Annotated in this window: 15 protein-coding genes; 12 read left to right on the forward strand and 3 right to left on the reverse strand. The window is 63.6% G+C overall.

The window, feature by feature from the left end; translation table 11 throughout:
• The first annotated feature begins 146 nt into the window (after positions 1-146).
• The 10 genes from ftsZ (at position 147) to ACN6KF_RS04925 (ending at position 11,468) form a co-directional block, all read left to right on the forward strand.
• Positions 147-1,811, forward strand: a complete 1,665-nt coding sequence (ftsZ, locus tag ACN6KF_RS04880) for a cell division protein FtsZ (protein WP_434955752.1) — start codon at positions 147-149, stop codon at positions 1,809-1,811.
• A gap of 326 nt (positions 1,812-2,137) precedes the next feature.
• On the forward strand, positions 2,138-3,097 hold the full coding sequence (gene lpxC, locus ACN6KF_RS04885; RefSeq protein ID WP_434955753.1) for a UDP-3-O-acyl-N-acetylglucosamine deacetylase: 960 nt from the start codon (positions 2,138-2,140) through the stop codon (positions 3,095-3,097).
• 263 nt (positions 3,098-3,360) lie between these two features.
• Positions 3,361-4,227 carry an outer membrane protein assembly factor BamD gene (locus tag ACN6KF_RS04890; RefSeq protein ID WP_434955754.1) on the forward strand — a complete coding sequence of 289 codons (867 nt, stop codon included), beginning with the start codon at positions 3,361-3,363 and terminating at the stop codon, positions 4,225-4,227.
• A gap of 117 nt (positions 4,228-4,344) precedes the next feature.
• Positions 4,345-6,039: a DNA repair protein RecN gene (gene recN, locus ACN6KF_RS04895; RefSeq protein ID WP_434955755.1), complete on the forward strand. Its 1,695-nt coding sequence runs from the start codon at positions 4,345-4,347 to the stop codon at positions 6,037-6,039.
• Positions 6,040-6,109: 70 nt separating this feature from the next.
• Complete coding sequence (locus tag ACN6KF_RS04900) at positions 6,110-6,673, forward strand: REP-associated tyrosine transposase (protein WP_434955756.1); 564 nt, start codon at positions 6,110-6,112, stop codon at positions 6,671-6,673.
• A 106-nt stretch (positions 6,674-6,779) separates the two neighbouring features.
• On the forward strand, positions 6,780-8,918 hold the full coding sequence (gene ligA, locus ACN6KF_RS04905; RefSeq protein ID WP_434955757.1) for an NAD-dependent DNA ligase LigA: 2,139 nt from the start codon (positions 6,780-6,782) through the stop codon (positions 8,916-8,918).
• The gene (locus ACN6KF_RS04910; RefSeq protein WP_434955758.1) at positions 8,911-9,390 is read left to right on the forward strand and encodes a DUF3828 domain-containing protein; all 480 of its coding nucleotides are present in this window, start codon (positions 8,911-8,913) and stop codon (positions 9,388-9,390) included. Before ligA ends, ACN6KF_RS04910 begins: the two co-directional genes overlap by 8 nt.
• Positions 9,391-9,458: 68 nt before the next feature.
• Positions 9,459-10,316 (forward strand): helix-turn-helix transcriptional regulator, encoded by an 858-nt coding sequence (locus ACN6KF_RS04915; RefSeq protein WP_434955759.1) that lies wholly within the window; start codon positions 9,459-9,461, stop codon positions 10,314-10,316.
• 119 nt (positions 10,317-10,435) lie between these two features.
• Positions 10,436-11,176, forward strand: a complete 741-nt coding sequence (locus tag ACN6KF_RS04920) for an AzlC family ABC transporter permease (protein WP_434955760.1) — start codon at positions 10,436-10,438, stop codon at positions 11,174-11,176.
• Positions 11,166-11,468 (forward strand): AzlD family protein, encoded by a 303-nt coding sequence (locus ACN6KF_RS04925; protein ID WP_434955761.1) that lies wholly within the window; start codon positions 11,166-11,168, stop codon positions 11,466-11,468. The genes ACN6KF_RS04920 and ACN6KF_RS04925 overlap by 11 nt, the downstream gene beginning before the upstream one ends.
• Before the next feature lie 72 nt (positions 11,469-11,540).
• Here the strand turns inward: ACN6KF_RS04925 and ACN6KF_RS04930 are convergent, their stop codons facing one another.
• The 3 genes from ACN6KF_RS04930 to ACN6KF_RS04940 form a co-directional block, all read right to left on the reverse strand.
• Complete coding sequence (locus ACN6KF_RS04930; RefSeq protein WP_434955762.1) at positions 11,541-13,352, reverse strand: aminopeptidase P family protein; 1,812 nt, start codon at positions 13,350-13,352, stop codon at positions 11,541-11,543.
• 140 nt (positions 13,353-13,492) lie between these two features.
• On the reverse strand, positions 13,493-14,416 hold the full coding sequence (locus ACN6KF_RS04935) for a 50S ribosomal protein L11 methyltransferase (protein WP_434955763.1): 924 nt from the start codon (positions 14,414-14,416) through the stop codon (positions 13,493-13,495).
• 82 nt (positions 14,417-14,498) lie between these two features.
• Positions 14,499-15,668, reverse strand: a complete 1,170-nt coding sequence (locus ACN6KF_RS04940; protein ID WP_434955764.1) for an aminotransferase — start codon at positions 15,666-15,668, stop codon at positions 14,499-14,501.
• A gap of 95 nt (positions 15,669-15,763) precedes the next feature.
• On the opposite strand from ACN6KF_RS04940, the gene ACN6KF_RS04945 reads away from it, so the two are divergent.
• Positions 15,764-16,999, forward strand: coding sequence for a cytochrome P450 (locus tag ACN6KF_RS04945; protein ID WP_434955765.1), 1,236 nt, complete (start codon positions 15,764-15,766; stop codon positions 16,997-16,999).
• A gap of 368 nt (positions 17,000-17,367) precedes the next feature.
• The gene (locus ACN6KF_RS04950; RefSeq protein ID WP_434955766.1) at positions 17,368-18,729 is read left to right on the forward strand and encodes a dicarboxylate/amino acid:cation symporter; all 1,362 of its coding nucleotides are present in this window, start codon (positions 17,368-17,370) and stop codon (positions 18,727-18,729) included.
• Positions 18,730-18,814: the final 85 nt, after the last annotated feature.

Genomic DNA, 18,814 nt, shown 5'->3' on the forward strand with positions numbered 1-18,814 from the left:
TTTTTCCGGTCGAATTTAGCCGGATTACACAAATGCCTGCTTCGCAAATCAGTAACTTTCTGATTCAAAGAGCAGGAAGGGGTCGTAAGGCCTTGATGAAGGTCAATTAAGGGGCGCGGCGACGCGTCTTGCAAAAGAGGCGAACCATGACGATCAACCTCAAAATGCCGGATATCCGGGAGTTGAAGCCGCGTATCACCGTGTTCGGCGTTGGTGGGGCTGGCGGCAACGCCGTCAACAACATGATCGAGGCCGGATTGGAAGGCGTCGACTTCGTCGTCGCCAATACGGATGCGCAGGCGCTGACCCTTTCGAAGGCCGATCGCATCGTGCAGATGGGTATTCAGGTCACCGAGGGCCTCGGCGCAGGTTCTCAGCCTGAGGTTGGTCGAGCCGCTGCCGAGGAGGTGATCGACGAGATCCGCGATCATCTCAATGGCGTCCACATGGTTTTCGTCACCGCCGGCATGGGCGGTGGTACGGGTACGGGCGCCGCTCCGGTGATCGCCCGCGTGGCCCGCGAGGTCGGCATCCTGACCGTCGGCGTCGTTACCAAGCCCTTCCATTTCGAGGGCCTGCGCCGCATGCGCCTGGCCGAGTCCGGTATCGCCGAGCTCCAGAAGAGCGTCGATACGCTCATCGTCATCCCGAACCAGAATCTGTTCCGCGTCGCCAACGACAAGACCACCTTCGCCGACGCCTTCGCCATGGCCGACCAGGTGCTCTATTCGGGTGTTGCCTCCATCACCGATCTCATGGTCAAGCCCGGCTTGATCAATCTCGACTTTGCCGACGTGCGCGCCGTGATGCGCGAGATGGGCAAGGCGATGATGGGCACCGGCGAAGCCTCCGGCGAGCGCCGTGCCATCCTGGCCGCCGAGGCCGCGATCGCCAATCCGCTGCTCGACGACGTCTCGATGAAGGGTGCTCGCGGCCTGCTGATCTCGATCACCGGCGGCCCCGACATGATGCTCTACGAGCTCGACGAGGCCGCGACCCGCATTCGCGAAGAGGTCGATCCGGAAGCCAACATCATTCTGGGCGCCACCCAGGATCCGTCGCTGGAAGGCACGATGCGTGTCTCGGTGGTCGCCACCGGTATCGACTCGGCCATCCTGCCTCAGGCTTCCCCCTCCAAAGACGACATTCGCCTAGCGGAAATGACCCAGCGCGTGCGTGAGCAGGCTGCCGCCCAGGCCGTGCAGGCTGCCCGCGTTGCCGCTCCGCGCAATACCGCGTCGGCGGCTCCGGCACCGATGGCCGCTGAAACAGCCCCGATCCAGCAGGAGATCGCCCAGCCTGCGCCGGCCGCCCCGGTCGAGCCGGTGGCTGCCGCCAATGACGTGACTCTGCGCCCGCTGGCGCCCAAGCCGACCCTGTTCCGTGAGCCGGTGGTCGAGGAAGCGCCGCGTGCTCCCGAGCACCATCCCGAGCCGGAGCATTTCGTGCCGCCGGCACCGGAGCGGGCTGTCGTCCGCCCGCCGCGCATGCCGCGCATCGAGGACCTGCCGATGCCGGCGCAGGCCCAGATTGCCGCGCAGCGTGGTCCCGAGGCACCCCAGGGCGGTGACAAGAAGCGTATGACGCTGCTCCAGCGCTTGGCCGCCGTCGGCCTCGGCCGTCCCGAGGCGGATGAGGTCGAACACGAGCCAGCGCCTGTCGCCCGCCAGCCCGAGCCGCGCCCTGCGCCGCCACGTCCGCCCGAGGCCCAGCGCCGTCCCCCGGCGCCGCGTCCGGCTCCCCAGCAGTCCCGTTCGATCGAGGACGACCAACTCGAGATTCCAGCCTTCCTGCGTCGCCATTCGAATTGAGGCCGGTTTTGTCTTCGTGACGGAATCGTAACCATAGCACGGATCAATCACGGCCCGGGTGCATCACCCGGGCCGTAATTTTTTGAAATGATTAAGGATTTTAAAACTAGGCTCTCCAGCCGGAACTTGGCGAGCTTGTGTTACAGACCGTAAGAAAGCGTGATTTGGCTAAACCTTTGGTTTTTGCTTTACGTATTTTCGAAGAAAGGTCCGAGTCCCTGTCCTCGTGGCAGGGAATGATAGGATCAAAAGGTCAAACAGAAAGCAGGCCGGTCTAGTTTCGGTTGGGTACCGCCACCCTGGCGGACGGCTTGTGGAATAAGCTCATGAAATCTGGTTTCCAGACGACTTTGAATGACCGGGTATCCCTCGAAGGGATCGGTGTCCATTCTGGCAAGCCCGTCTCCCTCACCTTGCATCCGAGCGAGGCCGACAGCGGCATCATCTTCCTGCGCACCCATCTGGATAATGGGCGCGAACGGGAGATCCTTGCTCATTACGGCAATGTCATCGATACGCGCCTGTGCACCGTCATCGGCGACACCACGCGGGCGTCGGTGGCGACCATCGAGCATCTGATGGCTGCCCTGCGTGGGCTCGGCATCGACAACGTCACCGTGGAAGTCGACGGCGCTGAAGTACCAGTGATGGACGGCTCGTCCGCTCCCTTCATCGCGGCGATCGACCAGGTCGGCATTGCCACGCTGCGTTCGCGCCGCCGCCAGATCAAGGTTCTCAAGCCTGTGCGCGTCGAGATGGGACGCGCCTGGGCCGAGCTGACGCCGTCGGACAAGTCCGGCAATGCGGGCTTCCGCATGGATGTCGAGATCGATTTCGAGACGCCCCTGATCGGCCGCCAGCGCCGTGTGCTCGACCTGACGCCCGACAATTTCCGTCGTGAATTGTCGCGGGCCCGTACCTTCGGCTTCGTCAAGGATGTCGAGCAGCTGTGGGAGCGGGGACTGGCGCTCGGCTCGTCTCTGGAGAACTCGGTTGCCCTGAGCGAGGATCGCATCCTCAATCCGGAAGGCCTTCGCTATGCCGATGAGTTCGTGCGTCACAAAATGCTCGATGCCGTGGGCGATCTGGCACTCGCCGGCGCTCCGCTGATTGGCCAGTTCCGTTCCTATTGCGGTGGGCATCGCGTGAACTACATGATGCTTCAGGCTCTGTTCGCCGATGACAGCGCCTGGACCATGGTCGATGCACCGGTACGCCGCGAGAGCGGCCATGCCGAGCTCTCCAGCGGCCTGGCCGCTGCGGCCTTCGCGCCTGATACCAATTGAGCGCGAAGGCTTTTGCCTCGCTTGACAGCGTCACCGCAAAGCATTGTACAATTTTGCGGAGGCGGTGGCGCTTGGCCGGACAATCGGCTACAAGGACCCCGGAATTGCTGCCGGCATAGCGGCCTATCCATAAGGACGGGCCGGTGGTGGTCGTGATTTGTCGAACCACGAAGTCTTAACGTTGTGGTGCGAAACTGATGGATGGTTTCATCTGCCGGAAGCGCGCGACAATGCCAGTACTAGTCGAAGTAGAGGTCTGAGTGATGCCGCTGCGTTCCCTCTCGTCTTCCCGCACTGTCGCGACGCGGCTCGCGGTTCGCGCCGTCGCCATTGCGCTGATGGCGTCGCCGCTGGCCGCCTGCGGTTTCTGGGATGACGATCCGGGTTACAAGACCCAGGCGACCGATCCGCCGGATCTTCTCTACAATCAGGGTCTGGTCGCCATGAAGGCGGGCGACTATTCGAAAGCCTCGAAGCGTTTCGAGTCGCTCGACAAGCAATATCCGCAGACCGAATGGCAGAAGAAAGCCATTTTGATGATGGCTTATTCGAATTATACGTCGGGCAATTACGACGATGCCATCACCTCGTCGCGCCGCTACGTGACCTTGTGGCCGACCGACAAGGATGCGGCCTATATGACCTATATCTGGGCCAACTCCCAGTATAAGCAGATCCCCGACATCACACGCGACCAGGATCGGGCCAGTCAGGCGCTAGCCGGCTTCCAGAAGGTCGTCACCGACTATCCCAAGTCGGAATATGTCGCCGACGCCAAATTCAAGATCCAGGTCGTACGCGACCAGCTCGCTGGCAAGGAAATGGAGATCGGTCGTTTCTACCAGAAGCAGCAGAACTATACCGCTGCGGTCAACCGTTACAAGGCTGTGGTCAAGGACTATGCTCAGACCCGCCAGATCGAGGAAGCGCTGAGCCGTCTGACGGAATGCTATATGGCCCTGGGCCTTTCCAGCGAGGCGCAGACCGCCGCCGCCATCCTCGGCCACAACTATCCCAACAGCCAGTGGTACAAGGATGCCTATACGCTGGTGAAGTCGCATGGCCTGGAACCGCGCGAAGACACCGATTCCTGGCTGAGCCGGACGTTCCGCAGCGCGATCACGCTCTAAGGCGCTGGCAACGACTGTCGAATTCGTAAAGGGCCGGTCGCAAGATCGGCCCTTTGCTTGTGAGCAGCCTCATGTTTTGTCATGCGGCGCAGGCGCAAGCTCGGTATAGAGGCTGTCATGCTCGTTCAACTGGCCATTCGCGATATCGTCCTGATCGACCGGCTCGACCTCGAATTCATCTCGGGCCTGTCCGTGCTGACCGGCGAGACCGGGGCCGGCAAATCGATCCTGCTCGATGCCTTTGCCTTGGCACTCGGTGGCCGGGGAGATGGCTCTCTGGTGCGGCACGGCACCGGCCAGGGCCAGGTCAGCGCGGTTTTCGATGTTTCGGTCGATCATGCCGCCCGCGCTGTGCTGAAGGCGAACGATATCCCGGATGACGGCGATCTGATCCTGCGCCGTGTGCAGATGGCTGATGGCCGTACCCGCGCTTTCATCAACGACCAACCGGTGAGCGTGCAGGTGCTGCGTGCCACGGGGGCTGCCCTGGTTGAGATCCACGGCCAACATGACGACCGGGCTCTGACTGATCCCGCTTCCCACCGCGCCCTGCTCGATGCCTTCGGAGGGTTGGAGGATCTGGCGGCCAATGTGGCTGGTAAGCATGCGGCTTGGCGCAAGGCGACGCAGTCGCTGGCACAGCACAGGGCCCGGCTGGAAAAGGCACGGGCGGAGGGCGACTGGCTGCGCCATTCGGTCGACGAACTCGGCAAGCTCGACGTCCAGCCTGGCGAGGAAGAGGCCTTGGCCGAGCGCCGCACCCATATGATGCAGGCCGAGAAGATCGCCGTCGACCTCAAGGAGGCCTATGACGGGGTTGGCGGCAATGGCTCTCCCACGCCGTCGCTGGCGGCCATCATCCGGCGTCTCGAGCGACGCGGGACCCAGGCGCCACGCTTGGTCGAGCCGGCCATCGCCTCGCTGGACCAGGCGCTCAACGCCTTGGAAGAGGCCCGCATCGCGCTGCAGACGGCATTGGACGAAGCCGATTTCGATCCGGCCGAGTTGGAACGGCTGGAAGAACGCCTGTTCGCTCTGCGCGCCGCCAGCCGCAAATATGACGTCTCCGTCGAGGATCTGCCGGCGTTGGCCGAGCGTTATACGGCCGATCTCGCTGCCCTGGACGAGGGGGAGGGGCAGCTCCAGACCCTGGAGCAGGCCGATCGTGCCGCCCGTCTCGCCTATGAGGCTGAGGCCGCGGTGCTCTCGGACAAGCGCCGAACCACCGCAGGCCAGCTCGACGCCGCTGTCAACGGTGAATTACCACCTCTGAAGCTCGATAGGGCGAAGTTCACCACCTCGGTCGAGAGCGACAAGACCCTGGCTTCTCCCGATGGCTTCGACAGGGTCGAATTCTGGGTGCAGACCAACCCGGGCACCCGCCCGGGTCCGATGATGAAGGTGGCGTCGGGGGGCGAGCTCTCGCGCTTCATGCTGGCCCTGAAGGTGGCGCTGGCCGATCGCGGTTCGGCGCCGACCTTGGTGTTCGACGAGATCGATTCCGGTGTGGGCGGGGCCGTCGCCGATGCCATCGGCCAGCGTCTGGCGCGGCTGGCGGGCAAAGTGCAGGTCATCAACGTCACCCATGCCCCTCAGGTGGCGGCGCGCGCCTCCACCCATTTCCTGATCGCCAAGGAGGCCGAAGGCAAGGACAGGGTCGCCACCCGCGTCTCTCCCCTGGATACCGACAAGCGGCGCGAGGAGATCGCCCGCATGCTCGCTGGCGCTCATGTGACGGATGAAGCACGGGCTGCGGCGGATCGGCTGTTGGCGAGTGGAGGCGGCGCCGTCCGGTCGATACAGCCGCGATAGTCTTCAAGGCCGTCAGTCGCATTTCGGTGTGCCGATCTCCAGATCGGCACGGGTTAGGCTCGGAATTTGCGTGGTCGAGACGAAGCCACATCTAAGTTGGTATCAGCCCCATTCCTTGCCTCATTTCGATTCACCAGAGGCAACGCAGTTCGTTACATTTCGATTGGTGGACAGCCTTCCCACGAATTTCGCCAATCCGATCGATCGAATGGAGCTCAATCGGCGACAGATCGAACGGGAACTAGATAGGGGGCTTGGTGCATGTTGGTTAGGGATGTCCCAGATTGCACACCTCGTGCAACAGGCCTTGTTTGCCTTCGATCAGGAGCGCTATCGTTTGTGGGCATGGTGTGTCATGCCCAATCATGTGCATTGCCTATTCGAGACTATTGAGGGACATCGGCTCGGCGATATCATCCGATCCTGGAAGAAATACACAGCCTTAAGAGCGAACCGCGTACTTCAGAGAGACGGAGCCTTTTGGCAGCGCGACTATTTCGACCGCTTCATGCGAAACGAGGAGCAATTCGGGCGAACTATCGACTATATCGAGCGCAATCCCGTGAAAGCGGGACTTTGCCGTCATCCGATCGACTGGAAATGGTCAAGTGCGCGTTTTCGGTCGGGCGAATAGGCCGATCCGGAGATCGGCCCACCGACGCGCAACCCGCTCCGTCCCTCTGCCCCGATTGGAATGGTTGTGTTAAGCCACAGCAAAGCAATGCATCGGTTGGCCTGCCATGAACCCTTCCAAATCCGTCTCCGATCTCTCGCTCGCCGAGGCCCGCACTGATTATGAGGCGCTCGCGGCGCGGTTGATCGAGGCCGACAAGGCCTATTTCCAGAACGATGCGCCGATTCTCAGCGATGCCGATTACGACGCCCTGCGTCGGCGCTACACGGCGATCGAGGAGCTTTTCCCCGAGCTCAAATCGGCCGAGAGCCTGTCCGACAGAGTCGGCGCGGCGCCGTCGGAGAAATTCGCCAAGGTAAGGCACCGCGTGCCGATGCTCTCTTTGTCCAACAGCTTCTCCGATGAGGATGTCGAGGAGTTCGTGGCTCGCATCCGCCGCTTCCTGGGCCTTGGCGGGAGCGATGATGTGGTTGTAACCGCTGAACCCAAGATCGATGGCCTGTCCTGCTCGCTGCGCTATGAGAAGGGCAGGCTGGCGGTGGCCGCCACGCGGGGCGATGGTGCCGAAGGCGAGGACGTCACTGCCAATGTCCGCACCATCGGCGACATTCCCAACGTGCTCAAGGGCAATGTCCCCGAGATTTTCGAGGTGCGCGGCGAAGTCTATATGAGCCACGCAGATTTCAATGCCATGAATGAGAGGCAGGCGGCTCTCGGAAAGCCCCTGTTCGCCAATCCGCGCAACGCGGCGGCCGGCTCCCTGCGCCAGCTCGACGCCGCCATCACCGCCAGCCGCCCCCTGCGCTTCTTCGCCTATGCTTGGGGCGAGGTTAGCGCCCTTCCGGCCACCACGCAATTCGAGGTGGTGAGGGCTTTCGCCGACTGGGGCTTTGCCGTGAACCTCTTGATGGTACGCTGCCACGGTGCGGCTGACCTGCTTGTCCACTACCGGATGATCGAGGCCCAGCGCGCCACCCTGGGCTATGACATCGATGGCGTGGTCTACAAGGTCGATCGGCTCGATCTGCAGCAGCGGCTCGGCTTCGTCTCGCGCTCGCCGCGCTGGGCGACGGCGCATAAGTTCCCGGCCGAGAAGGCAACCACGCTGCTGCAGGGCATCGAGATCCAGGTGGGACGCACAGGAGCTTTGACGCCGGTGGCGAAGCTCCAGCCGGTTACCGTCGGCGGCGTGGTCGTCTCCAATGCCACTCTGCACAATGAGGACGAGATCGCCCGCAAGGATGTGCGTATCGGCGATACCGTGATCGTGCAGCGGGCCGGCGACGTCATCCCGCAGATCCTGGGGGCCGTGATCGAGAAGCGCCCGGCGGACGCCGTTCCCTATGTCTTCCCTGAAACCTGCCCTTGTTCGCTGAAGACCCCCGTCGTGCGCGAGGAGACGGTGACGGGCGGGGAGGGGGCCGTGCGGCGCTGCTCAGGCGAATTCGCCTGTCCTTTCCAGAAGATCGAGCATCTCAGGCACTTCGTGTCCCGCCGCGCCTTCGACATCGAGGGGCTGGGCGAAAAGCAGATCGCCTTCTTCTTCGAGAATGACGATTTGCCTATCCGCGAGCCCGGCGACATCTTCACTTTGGCAGTCCGTGACGGCCAGAATCTGAAGAAGCTGAAGGATCGTGAGGGTTTTGGCGCGACCTCCACCAAGAACCTGTTCGCGGCCATCGATGCCCGCCGCGAGATCGCGCTGGAGCGTTTCCTCTATGCGCTCGGCATCCGCCATGTCGGTGAGACCACGGCCCGCCAGCTCGCCCGCGCCTATGGTTCCTGGCAGGCCTTCGAGCAGGCGGCGCTGCGCATCGCCGCCAAGGACGAGGAGGCCGGTGCGGAGATGGATGCAATCGACCAGATCGGCGAAACCGTGGTGGAGGCCATCGGCGCCTATTTCGCCGAGAGCCACAACCTTGCCATCCTCGGACGGCTGACGGCGGAGATCCGCATCCTCGATGCTGAAAAGCCCCGCTCCGAGAGCCCTGTCGCCGGCAAGACGGTGGTGTTCACCGGGGCGCTGGAGCGCATGAGCCGTGACGAGGCCAAGGCCATGGCCGACCGGCTGGGCGCGAAGGTCTCGGGCTCCGTCTCCAAGAAGACCGATCTCGTGGTAGCCGGCCCCGGCGCCGGTTCGAAACTGGCGGATGCGCAAAAGCACGGCGTCAAGGTCATCAATGAGGATGAATGGTTCGAGCTCGTGAATGGAGCGGGGAACACGACGAATGACCAGGATGCGTAGACTTTGCCTCGGCCTTCTGCTGGCATCGGGGCTGGCGGTGCCAGCCCTGGCGGCCGAAACCTCGCCCGAGGCGATAGTGAAGCAGATCTATTCGGGAAAGACGCCCGAGACGAAGGGCATCGACATCATCGGCGATGTCAAGCTGCGTGCCAAATATCTCAGCAAGGACCTGGCCGCCGCAGTGAAGAAGGATATCGACGAATCCACCAAGTCGGGCGAGGTGGGAGCGCTCGATTTCGATCCGGTGAGCGATTCACAGGATCCGATGATCAAGGATTTGAAGATCGAGCCTGCTTCGCTGCAGGGTGACCGGGCCCAGGTGGGCGTGAGTTTCAATCGCGGTGATCCCAAACGCGACGAACTCGTCTACGACTTGGTGAAGGAAAACGAGCAGTGGCGTGTTTTCAACATCTCGAAGAAGGGCAGTACTGAGGAGGCTTGGTCCCTTCGTCAGATGCTGTCCTTGAAATAAAGGCGGCCGCTACGGCGGACGCAACTTTCATCCAAGCAATTTGCCGACAAAGTCATTATCTTGTGGCGATGCCGTCGGAATCCACTGCCTTCACCACACTTGGGGATGCCGCCGAACGGGGCGATGCCGTTCGGTTCTGGCGCGAGCAGCGCTATGATGGATTGGAATGCCTGAGCGCGATCTTCCGCCGGCACCGCTATGTGCCCCATACCCATGAGACCTATGCCATCGCCGCCGTGCTCGATGGTTGCGAGGCATTCTCGCATCGCGGTGTCAGGCATTATGCCTCGCCGGGAAGTTTCGCGATGGTCTGCCCCGATGAATTGCATGACGGCGAGCCGGCGGGCGAGGGCTTCGTCTACCGCGTACTCTACCCCACCGTCGATCTGATGCGCTCAATTGCCGAGGACACCTTCGGCCGTTCGACCGCCGGCACACCTTGGTTCGATCGCTCGGTGATCGAGGATCCTGCCCTGGCGGCTGACCTGGTGGAGCTGCAGATTGCACTCAGCGATCCCGCCGTAACCCTGCTCGAACGGGACGCCAGGCTCGGCCGCTTCTTTTCGGCCTTGCTCGGGCGTTGGGGCGGACATGGCGAGCCGATCAAACTCGGTGACGAGAGCGGGCCGCTTGCCAAGGCGCGCGCCTATCTGGACCAGCATTTCGAGCGCGATGTCGGCCTCGACGAGCTTGCCGCTGTGGCCGGCCTCAATCGCAGCCATCTGGTGCGCTCCTTCCGCAAGGCGATGGGGACCACGCCGCATGCCTATCTCACCGACCGGCGCTACCGGGCGGCCCGCCGCCTGCTGGCGGCAGGCGAAGGGCCGGCCGAAGTGGCTGCTGCCTGCGGCTTCTACGATCAGAGCCATCTCAACCGAGTGTTCAAGGCGCGCATGGGTGTGACGCCGGGGGCTTTTCGCGGGTGATGGAGCGTCAGCCTCCGGCCGACAAATGTTGGCCAGAGGCTGACACTCCCGATGCAACTTTTGTCCAAGACTGGCGATTGCGTTGTGCTTAATCAGGGCGCTCCATCAGGAGTTGTCCCTTGTCCGCCCGTTCCGAAATCCGTTCCGCGCTGATCGATATCGCTCCGCCCGCCCTGGCGGCGATTCCGATCGGCTTCCTGTTCGGCGCCATCGCTGTCTCCAAGGGCCTGTCGCCGGCCGAGATCGCGCTGATGTCGACAACCGTCTTTGCCGGCAGTGCGCAATTCGCTGCCCTCGAACAATGGGTGCAGCCGGTTTCCATTCTGACCTTGGCCTTCGGCACCCTGCTGATCAATTGCCGCCATATCCTGATGGGGGCCTCGCTGACACCCAAGACGGCGCTGTTCTCGCCCGCCCAGCGTTTTCTCGGCTTCTTCATGATGGCCGACGAGAACTGGGCGATGTCGGAGCGCCGGGCCGCTAGGGCCGAGCTGACGCCGACCTATTATTTCGCCATGTCGGTGTTCTTCTATCTCAATTGGGCGCTGTGGAGCTCGGCGGGCGGGCTCGTCGGCCAGCTTCTGGGCGATCCTGCCCGCTACGGCGCCGATTTCGCCTTTACGGCCCTGTTCATCGGGCTGATCGCAGGCTTTTGGGAAGGGCGCAGCTCGGCGGCGACCATCCTCACCAGCGCCGTGGTGGCGGCGCTGGTTTATTTGAAGATCGGGGCACCCTGGCATGTGCCCGCGGGCGCCCTGGCGGGCATTCTGGCTGCCTTCCTGACGGGCCATCCCGGCTTCCTGGCCGGGCCTCCCGGCCATAGCAAGCTCGACACCAAGGAGGCCATCGATGTCGTTTGATCCCCATACGGTCGCGGCCATCCTCACCATGGCCTTGGTGACCTACGCCACCCGCATCGCCGGCATCTTCCTGGGCGGCCGCCTCGCTCTGGCGGGCCGCACCAAGGCCGCCTTCGATGCCATCCCGGCAGCCGTGCTGGTTTCCGTGATCGCCCCGGTCGCCCTGGCGACCGGGCCGGCCGAAACCATCGCCGCCGGCATCACCGCTGTCTCCGCCACCCGCATGCCCCTGCTCGTCACCATCGCGGTCGGCGTGGTCAGCGTGGTGCTGTTGAGGATGGCCATGGGGTGAGGAGGGTCTTCAGACCCGCTTCTTCGTTAACGCTTAAGCGTCGCAAGGTTGACCCGAAGGCTAGCGCCCCGATTAACCGATCGCCTGCGTAACCTGCTCCAGCCACTGGCGCTCCGGCTCGTCGAGCAGAGGGGCGAGCGTCTCGCGCACCTGGACATGGTAGGCGTTGAGCCAGTCGATCTCTCTTTGGGTGAGCAGGGACGATTCGATCGGCCTGGTGTCGATGGGCGCGAGGGTGAGCGTCTCGAAGCCGTACATGGTGCGCTCGGCGCCCTTGATCTCGATCTCTTCGACCAGGACGAGGTTCTCGATGCGTACACCGAAGGCGCCGACCCGGTAATAGCCCGGCTCGTTGGACAGGATCATGCCGGGTTCCAGCGGCGTGGTGCCGAGCTTGGAGATGCGCTGCGGCCCTTCATGCACGGAGAGATAGGAGCCGACGCCATGGCCGGTGCCATGGTCGAAATCGGTACCGATCTCCCAGAGCGCGGCGCGGGCGAAGCTGTCGAGCTGGGCGCCCGAGGCGCCCTTGGGGAAGCGCGCCAGGGAGATGGCGATGTGGCCCTTGAGCACGCGGGTATAGCGGTCCTTCATCTCGGGCGAGACCTTGCCTACCGCGATGGTGCGAGTGATGTCGGTGGTGCCGTCGACATATTGCGCGCCTGAGTCGATCAGGAAGAAGCCAGGCGTCACCGGGCGGTTGCTGGCGTGGCTGACGCGATAATGCGGCAAAGCGGCGTTCGGCCCGGCCGAGGAGATTGAGGGGAAGGAGAGGTCCTTCAAGACGCCGGTGCCTTCGCGGAAGCGCTCCAGGGCCTCGGCCACCGAGATCTCGGTTTCCTTGCCGGCAGGCACGGCCTGCTCGAACCAGGCGAGGAAGTTCACGAAGGCGACGCCGTCGCGAATATGGGCGGCCCTGGCGCCGGCCCGCTCGGCCTCATTCTTGACGGCACGCAGGAGGGCCACGGGATCGCCGCCCTTCTGCACCTTGCCGCCGGCCTGCTCGACCAAGGTGGCGAAATGCTCGACCACCATGCCGGGATCGAGCCGCACCGTCTTGCCCTTCACGCTTCCAGCGAGCACGGCCTCTATCTGGCGCGGCTCGGCGATCGCCATATGCTGGGCGAGATCGTCCCGCACCGCGTTGGAAAATTTGCGGCCATCGGCGAACAAGGTCGGCTGTCCCTCCGCGGGCACCAGCGCGTAGGAGAGGGGCAGGGGCGTGTGGGAGACGTCGCCGCCGCGGATGTTGAAGAGCCAAGCGGAGGCATGGGCATCGTTGGTGAAGACGGCGTCGATCTTCTGCTCGCGCAATTTGGCCTGCAGGCGTTCGACCTTGGAGGAAACGCTTTCGCCAGCCAGAGCGACGTCATGCAGGATGATCTGGGCGAGGGGCGGGGCAGGACGATCCGTCCAGATGGCGTCGACCGGGTTTTCCGTGACAGCAACGAGACTTGCGCCCGCCTTCTCGCAGGCGGTGCGAAGACGTTCGACCTCGTTCATCGATTGAAGATGCGGATCATAGCCGAGTTTCATGCCAGGCTTGAGCACGGCGCCGAGCCATTTTTCCGGCGGCTCTTCGATGAGATGGCGCGGCGTGTATGTCGAGGTGTCCACCTGCTCGCGCACCTGTACGGTGTAACGCCCATCGACGAAAATCGAAGCCTGGTCCTTCAGGACGATGGCGATGCCGGCTGATCCCGCAAAGCCGGTGAGCCAGGCGAGGCGTTCTTCCGAGGGCGGGCAATATTCGTTCTGATGCTCGTCGGAGCGAGGAACCACGAAGCCGTCGAGGCCCGAGGCGGCGAGCTTGTCGCGTAACGCTGCCGCGCGGGATGGGCCGAGGCTGGGCTGGGAAATTTCGTCGAAGGACTGAAAAGCCATTTGATCACCCTTGAAATATAATTGCCTTCTCCGGCAGGCGGATGAGGGAGAGACGCGCCCTTGCAGACTTGGCGCCAACACCTCTCATCCGGCGGCCGCCACCTTCTCCCGCAAGGGAAGAAGGGAATGGTTTTGCTTGCTCACAGCTTCTTTGGCTTGCCACCGCCATACGACAGCACCAGCGTTGTCCATTCGTCGATCTTGATCTGGCGGATGAGATGCAGCCCCTGGGCGCGATATGCCGCCAGTGCGGCATTGGCATGGGAGTGGAGCAAACCCGAGAGGATCACTGTGGCGCCGGGCGCCAGGAGGCGGCTCATCGGTGCCGCCAAGCGGACCAGCGGGCCCATGAGGATGTTGGCGAAGACCAGATCGAATGGCTTGTTGGTCTGCATGGCGCGTGCGGTGGTGCCGCGCGCCACGAAACTCTCCACATAGGCTCCGGCCTTGTTGAAGCGGATATTGTTGCGCGCGGTGGCGATGGCAACCGGATCGATGTCAGAAGCCAGGACGCGCAGGCGCAGGGCGCGCGCAGCCGCGATGGCGAGCACGCCGGTGCCGGTGCCGATATCGAGCGGCCGGCTCGGGCGCTTGCGCTTGAGGAGATCGTCCAAAGCGAGGAGACAGCCCCGCGTGGTGCCGTGATGACCGGTGCCGAAGGCCAGGGCCGCTTCGATCTCGATGCCGATGGTGTTTCCAGGCACGTGCTGCCGATCGTGGCTGCCATGGACGGTGAAGCGGCCTGCACTGACTGGCGCGAGGCCCTCGAGGGAGGCGGCGACCCAGTCCTTGTCGCCGAACGCGTCGAAGATCACCTCCATGTCAGGGCCGGCCGCCAGCGCGATCAGGTCCCTTACGGAAGCTTCGTCCGGCTCAGTGCGGAAATAGACCTCGACCAGCCAGGGGGGCTTGGCCGTGCCGTCTTCCCTCTCGAAGGCGGCAATCGCCGTTTCCGTGGGATCGAAGGCCTCGCCGAGCAGGTCGGCGATGCGACGGGCGCGCATCTCGTCGGTGACGATACGCGCGACATGGGTGGGATTGTTGGGATGAAGACCTTCGAGCATGTCGCTTGGCTATCGCGCCGATCGCCGAAGGGCAACGGAAATCGCGATTAACGCGATGTTGTTTCCTGCAGCCCCAAGCTCCCTAGCCGCCGAAACGCTGGAAGCGTTCGCGCAGGGCCCGCAACTGTTCCACGCCGGCATTGGCGAAGGCGACCCGCATATGTCCTTCGAGGCCTGGGCCGAAATAGGGACCCGGCAGGCAGAGCACGCCGGCCTTCTCCACCAACTCCTTGACCACGCTCGCGGCGGTATGGCCATGGAAGGGATGGTGCAGGAAGGCGAAATAGGCGCCCATCGCATCGATCCGCCAGCCGTTGATGCCCTCGAAGGCCGCGCGGAAGCTGGCTGCCCGCCTGTCGATTTCCAGGCGATTGGCTTCACGCCATTCCGTCAGGCCGTCGATGGCCCAGGCGACGGGGGCCTGGGCGGCGCGCGGTGCGCAGATCTGCAACGTGTCGAGAACCTTGCCGACTTCGGCCGCCACGGCGGGGGCGGCGACGAGCGCGCCCAGTCGATGGCCGGGAATGCAGTAGCTCTTCGAAAAGGAGTAGAGATAAATCAGCGTGTTGTCGAAATCACCGGAAGCGATGAGTCCGTGCGGCCTACCGGCGACGAAGTCCCGATAGGTCTCGTCCAGGATGAGGAAGAGGCCACGTTCCCGGCACAGGCGCGCAAAGGCTTCGATGGTTTCAGGCGGGTAGACGGCGCCCGTCGGGTTGTTGGGCGTAACCAGCAGGATCGCCCGCGTGGTGGGATCGATCAGTTCGGCGGCGCTCTCGACATCCGGCACGAAGCCGTTTTCAGGCGGGCAGGACAATGCCCGAGCCTCGATGCCGAGCATGTCGAGCGTCATCTTGTGATTGAAGTACCAGGGGCTCGGCAGCAGGATTGAGTCACCCGCCTTGGCCACTGCCAGGGCGGCGACGAAGAACGCCTGGTTGCAGCCGGTGGTGATCGAGACGGTCTGCCAGTCGACCTTGCCGCCATAGAGGCTGGAGAGGTGCGCGGCATAGGCCTGGCGCAGAACCGTATCGCCCTCGATCGGGCCATAGCTCGCGCTCGACGCCGCGCTTGCATTGCGGCCGAGCCGCTCCAGCAGCTCCGCATGCGGTGGATAGCCCGGAACCGCCTGCGAGAGGTCGATCAGCGGGCCCGCCGCGCCGTCATAGTCGCGCGCCCAGGCCTGCGCTTCCGGGATCGGCGGAGTGGCGGTGTCGAGGAGATTGGGATTGATGGTGGGCAGCGTGCTCATGGGCCCTTAAATGCCTGCGGCGCATTGACCTGACAAGTGGATTCCAGATGGCCGCGGCGATGACATTGTCGCAGGAATCTCCTACGCCTTCTCCCATGTCTTTGCCACCCAGCCTCAGGATCGATGCCGCCCGCGCGGCCGTGTCGCTCAGCCCCACCGATGCTGCCTTCGTGCAGCATCCCTATCCCACCTACCGGGCCATCCGCGAAGCATGCCCCTTGTTCTTCTGGGAGGAATATGGCTGCTGGTGCGCGGCCTCGCACCAGACGGTGTTCGACCTCTTTCGCGATAAGCGCTTTGGGCGCGAGGTGCTCCACGTGGCCACCCGCGCCGAACTCGGCTGGCCGGAGCCGCAGCCTCATCTGGCGCCCTTCGATGCCGTCGATGCCCATTCCATGCTGGAGCGTGAGCCGCCTGTTCACACGAGGCTGCGCACTTTGGTTAATCGGGCCTTCGTCACCCGACAGGTCGAGCGCCTCAGGCCGCGGATCGCGGCCCTTGCCAACCAATTGATCGACGGTTTCGAGGGGCGAGGGAGCGTCGATCTGATCGAGGCCTTCGCCACGCGGATCCCGGTGATCCTGATTGCCGAACTCCTGGGCGTGCCGGTCGAGATGGCGCCGCAGCTGCTCGATTGGTCGCACCATATGGTGGCGATGTATCAGTTCAGCCGCAGCCGTAGCATCGAGGATCAAGCCGTTGCGGCAGCTGAAGATTTCTCCTCCTTCCTGCGCGGCTATGTCGAGCGGCGGCGGGCCGAGCCGCGCGACGATCTCATCAGCCACCTCATCGCCGTCGAAGCCGAGGGTGACCGGCTCAGCGAGGAGGAACTGATCTCCACCTGCATCCTCCTGCTCAATGCCGGCCATGAGGCGACAGTGCATGCCATCGGCAATGGCGTGAAATCCATCCTGCAGGCCGGTCTCGGCAGTGAGGCGGTGCTCGCGGGCGGCGAGGGGCTGGTGGAGGAAATGCTGCGCTTCGATCCACCACTCCATATGTTCAAGCGCTATGCGCTGGAGGACGTGACGCTCGGGCCGGCCACCTTCCGCAAGGGCGATGAGATCGGCCTGCTGCTCGGTGCCGCCAACCATGATCCTGAGCGCTTCGAGAAGCCCGAGCGTTTCCTGATGACGCGGCAGCGTCCGCCTCATGTCAGCTTCGGCGGCGGCATCCATTTCTGCGTGGGAGCGCCCCTGGCGCGGCTGGAACTGGAGGTCGCGGTACCGATCCTGTTCGAACGGCTTCCCGGCCTGCGGCTGGAGGAAACGCCGGTTTATGCCGATACCTATCATTTCCACGGGCTGAAGGCGCTGGATTTGAGCTGGTAACCCTGGGATCGCAGGCGTCCTCGCCCATGGGCGCTAACTTTGCGGCCGGAGGCGCGGGTAGCGTGGAGGGTCGATCTCCACAGCTCCATCAATTGATGGAGCGAGATCGACCACCTTTGTCCTCTATCTGGCTCGACATTTCCAAGATGGTCGATCTGGAGATCGACCCTCCAATCTGGTGCCACCACCCAAAGTTAGCGCCTATGGGCGAAAACGCCTGCGATCCCAGGAGCAAGCCCTGCACGAGGGGCGTGTCAGCTTTGTCTTGGCTGTCGTTTTCTTTCAAATCCGCTCATGTTATGGATATTGCAAATATATAACATGCACTTTGTGTTATATTGTCATCGACACATTGCAAGGGACTGATCATGGCAACCCCCTCCAGCCCGCAAGCGGCGGCAGCCAAGCCCTTCTATGCCTCCTTCGGTTTCCAGGTGCTCGCCGCCATGGTGGTGGGACTGGCGCTCGGCCTTTACGCCCGCTCTCTTGGGCCAGACGTAACGGGCAACCCGAACTGGCTGGTGCAGACGCTGACGACGATCGCCTCGATCTTCGTCCAGCTGCTCTATGCCCTGGTGCCGCCCTTGGTCTTTACTGCAATCGTCGCCTCGATCGGCAATCTGCGTAAATTGTCGAATGCCGCGGCGCTGGTCTGGCAGACGCTGCTGTGGTTCGCCATCACTGCCCTGATCGCCGTGCTGATCGGCATCGCTCTCGGCCTGATCATCCAGCCGGGCCTGCATTCGAGCGTGCTGGCGGAGACGGCCAAGGCGCCGGCCACCACCGGTTCCTGGCTCGATTTCCTGAAGGGCCTGGTGCCCGCCAATATCTTTGGCATCCAGGCCTCGACCAAGCTCGTTGATGGCGCTGCCTCCACCTCGCTGCAGTTCAACGTGCTGCAGATCCTGGTCATCGCCATTGCGGTCGGCGTGGCGGCCCTGAGCGTCGGCGAACGGGCCAATCCCTTCCTCACCTTCAACGAGTCGCTGCTCGCCATCGTGCGCAAGATCCTGTGGTGGGTCATCCGCCTGACCCCGATCGGCACGATCGGCCTGCTTGGCAAGGCCGTGGCGCAATATGGCTGGCAGACACTGGGGCAACTCTCCTGGTATGCGCTCGCCATCTATATCGGCCTCGCCATCGTCCTGCTCATCGTCTACCCGCTGCTGCTGGTACTGCATGGGCTGAGCCCGGCTCGCTTCTTTGCGGGTGCTTGGCCGGCGATCCAGCTTGCCTTCGTCTCGCGCTCCTCGGTCGGCACCATGCCGGTCACCGAAGCGGTGACGGAGCGCAGCCTCGGCGTGCCCCGCGAATATGCCGCCTTTGCCGTACCGCTCGGCTCGACCACCAAGATGGATGGCTGCGCGGCGATCTACCCGGCCATTTCGGCGATCTTCGTCGCCCAGTTCTACCAGATCCCGCTCGGCATCGAGCATTACGCGCTGATCGTGTTCGTCTCGGTGATAGGCTCGGCCGCCACCGCGGGCCTCACCGGCGCCACCGTGATGCTGACGCTGACGCTGTCGACCCTGGGCTTGCCGCTCTCCGGTGTCGGCCTCCTGCTCGCCATCGATCCGATCCTCGACATGGGCCGCACGGCGGTCAACGTCGCCGGTCAGGCATTGGTGCCGCTGCTGGTCTCCAAGCGCCAGGGCATCCTCGACGAGGCCCGCTTCAACCAGGCCGGCGGCATCGACAATCTCGACGCCGGCGTGCCGGCCAAGGGGTGAGGGGAGCTGCGACCAACCCTTCTCCCCTTGCGGGTGTCGTCAACTCTCTTGAGTTGACTAGAGGTGCCCCGAAGGGGCGGATGAG

Origin of the sequence: Labrys methylaminiphilus subsp. lupini, assembly GCF_051161885.1 — a bacterium.
In the GTDB taxonomy this organism is placed as follows: Bacteria; Pseudomonadota; Alphaproteobacteria; order Rhizobiales; family Labraceae; genus Labrys.

Excerpts from the sequence above, each read along its gene's own strand:
- ACN6KF_RS04910 (WP_434955758.1), top strand. The coding sequence starts at position 8,911 with ATGCGTAGACTTTGCCTCGGCCTTCTGCTGGCATCGGGGCTGGCGGTG.
- lpxC (WP_434955753.1), top strand. The coding sequence starts at position 2,138 with ATGAAATCTGGTTTCCAGACGACTTTGAATGACCGGGTATCCCTCGAA.
- ACN6KF_RS04890 (WP_434955754.1), top strand. The coding sequence starts at position 3,361 with ATGCCGCTGCGTTCCCTCTCGTCTTCCCGCACTGTCGCGACGCGGCTC.
- recN (WP_434955755.1), top strand. The coding sequence starts at position 4,345 with ATGCTCGTTCAACTGGCCATTCGCGATATCGTCCTGATCGACCGGCTC.
- ligA (WP_434955757.1), top strand. The coding sequence starts at position 6,780 with ATGAACCCTTCCAAATCCGTCTCCGATCTCTCGCTCGCCGAGGCCCGC.
- ACN6KF_RS04945 (WP_434955765.1), top strand. The coding sequence starts at position 15,764 with ATGTCTTTGCCACCCAGCCTCAGGATCGATGCCGCCCGCGCGGCCGTG.
- ACN6KF_RS04935 (WP_434955763.1), bottom strand. The coding sequence starts at position 14,416 with ATGCTCGAAGGTCTTCATCCCAACAATCCCACCCATGTCGCGCGTATC.
- ACN6KF_RS04950 (WP_434955766.1), top strand. The coding sequence starts at position 17,368 with ATGGCAACCCCCTCCAGCCCGCAAGCGGCGGCAGCCAAGCCCTTCTAT.
- ACN6KF_RS04930 (WP_434955762.1), bottom strand. The coding sequence starts at position 13,352 with ATGGCTTTTCAGTCCTTCGACGAAATTTCCCAGCCCAGCCTCGGCCCA.
- ACN6KF_RS04915 (WP_434955759.1), top strand. The coding sequence starts at position 9,459 with ATGCCGTCGGAATCCACTGCCTTCACCACACTTGGGGATGCCGCCGAA.
- ACN6KF_RS04940 (WP_434955764.1), bottom strand. The coding sequence starts at position 15,668 with ATGAGCACGCTGCCCACCATCAATCCCAATCTCCTCGACACCGCCACT.
- ftsZ (WP_434955752.1), top strand. The coding sequence starts at position 147 with ATGACGATCAACCTCAAAATGCCGGATATCCGGGAGTTGAAGCCGCGT.
- ACN6KF_RS04925 (WP_434955761.1), top strand. The coding sequence starts at position 11,166 with ATGTCGTTTGATCCCCATACGGTCGCGGCCATCCTCACCATGGCCTTG.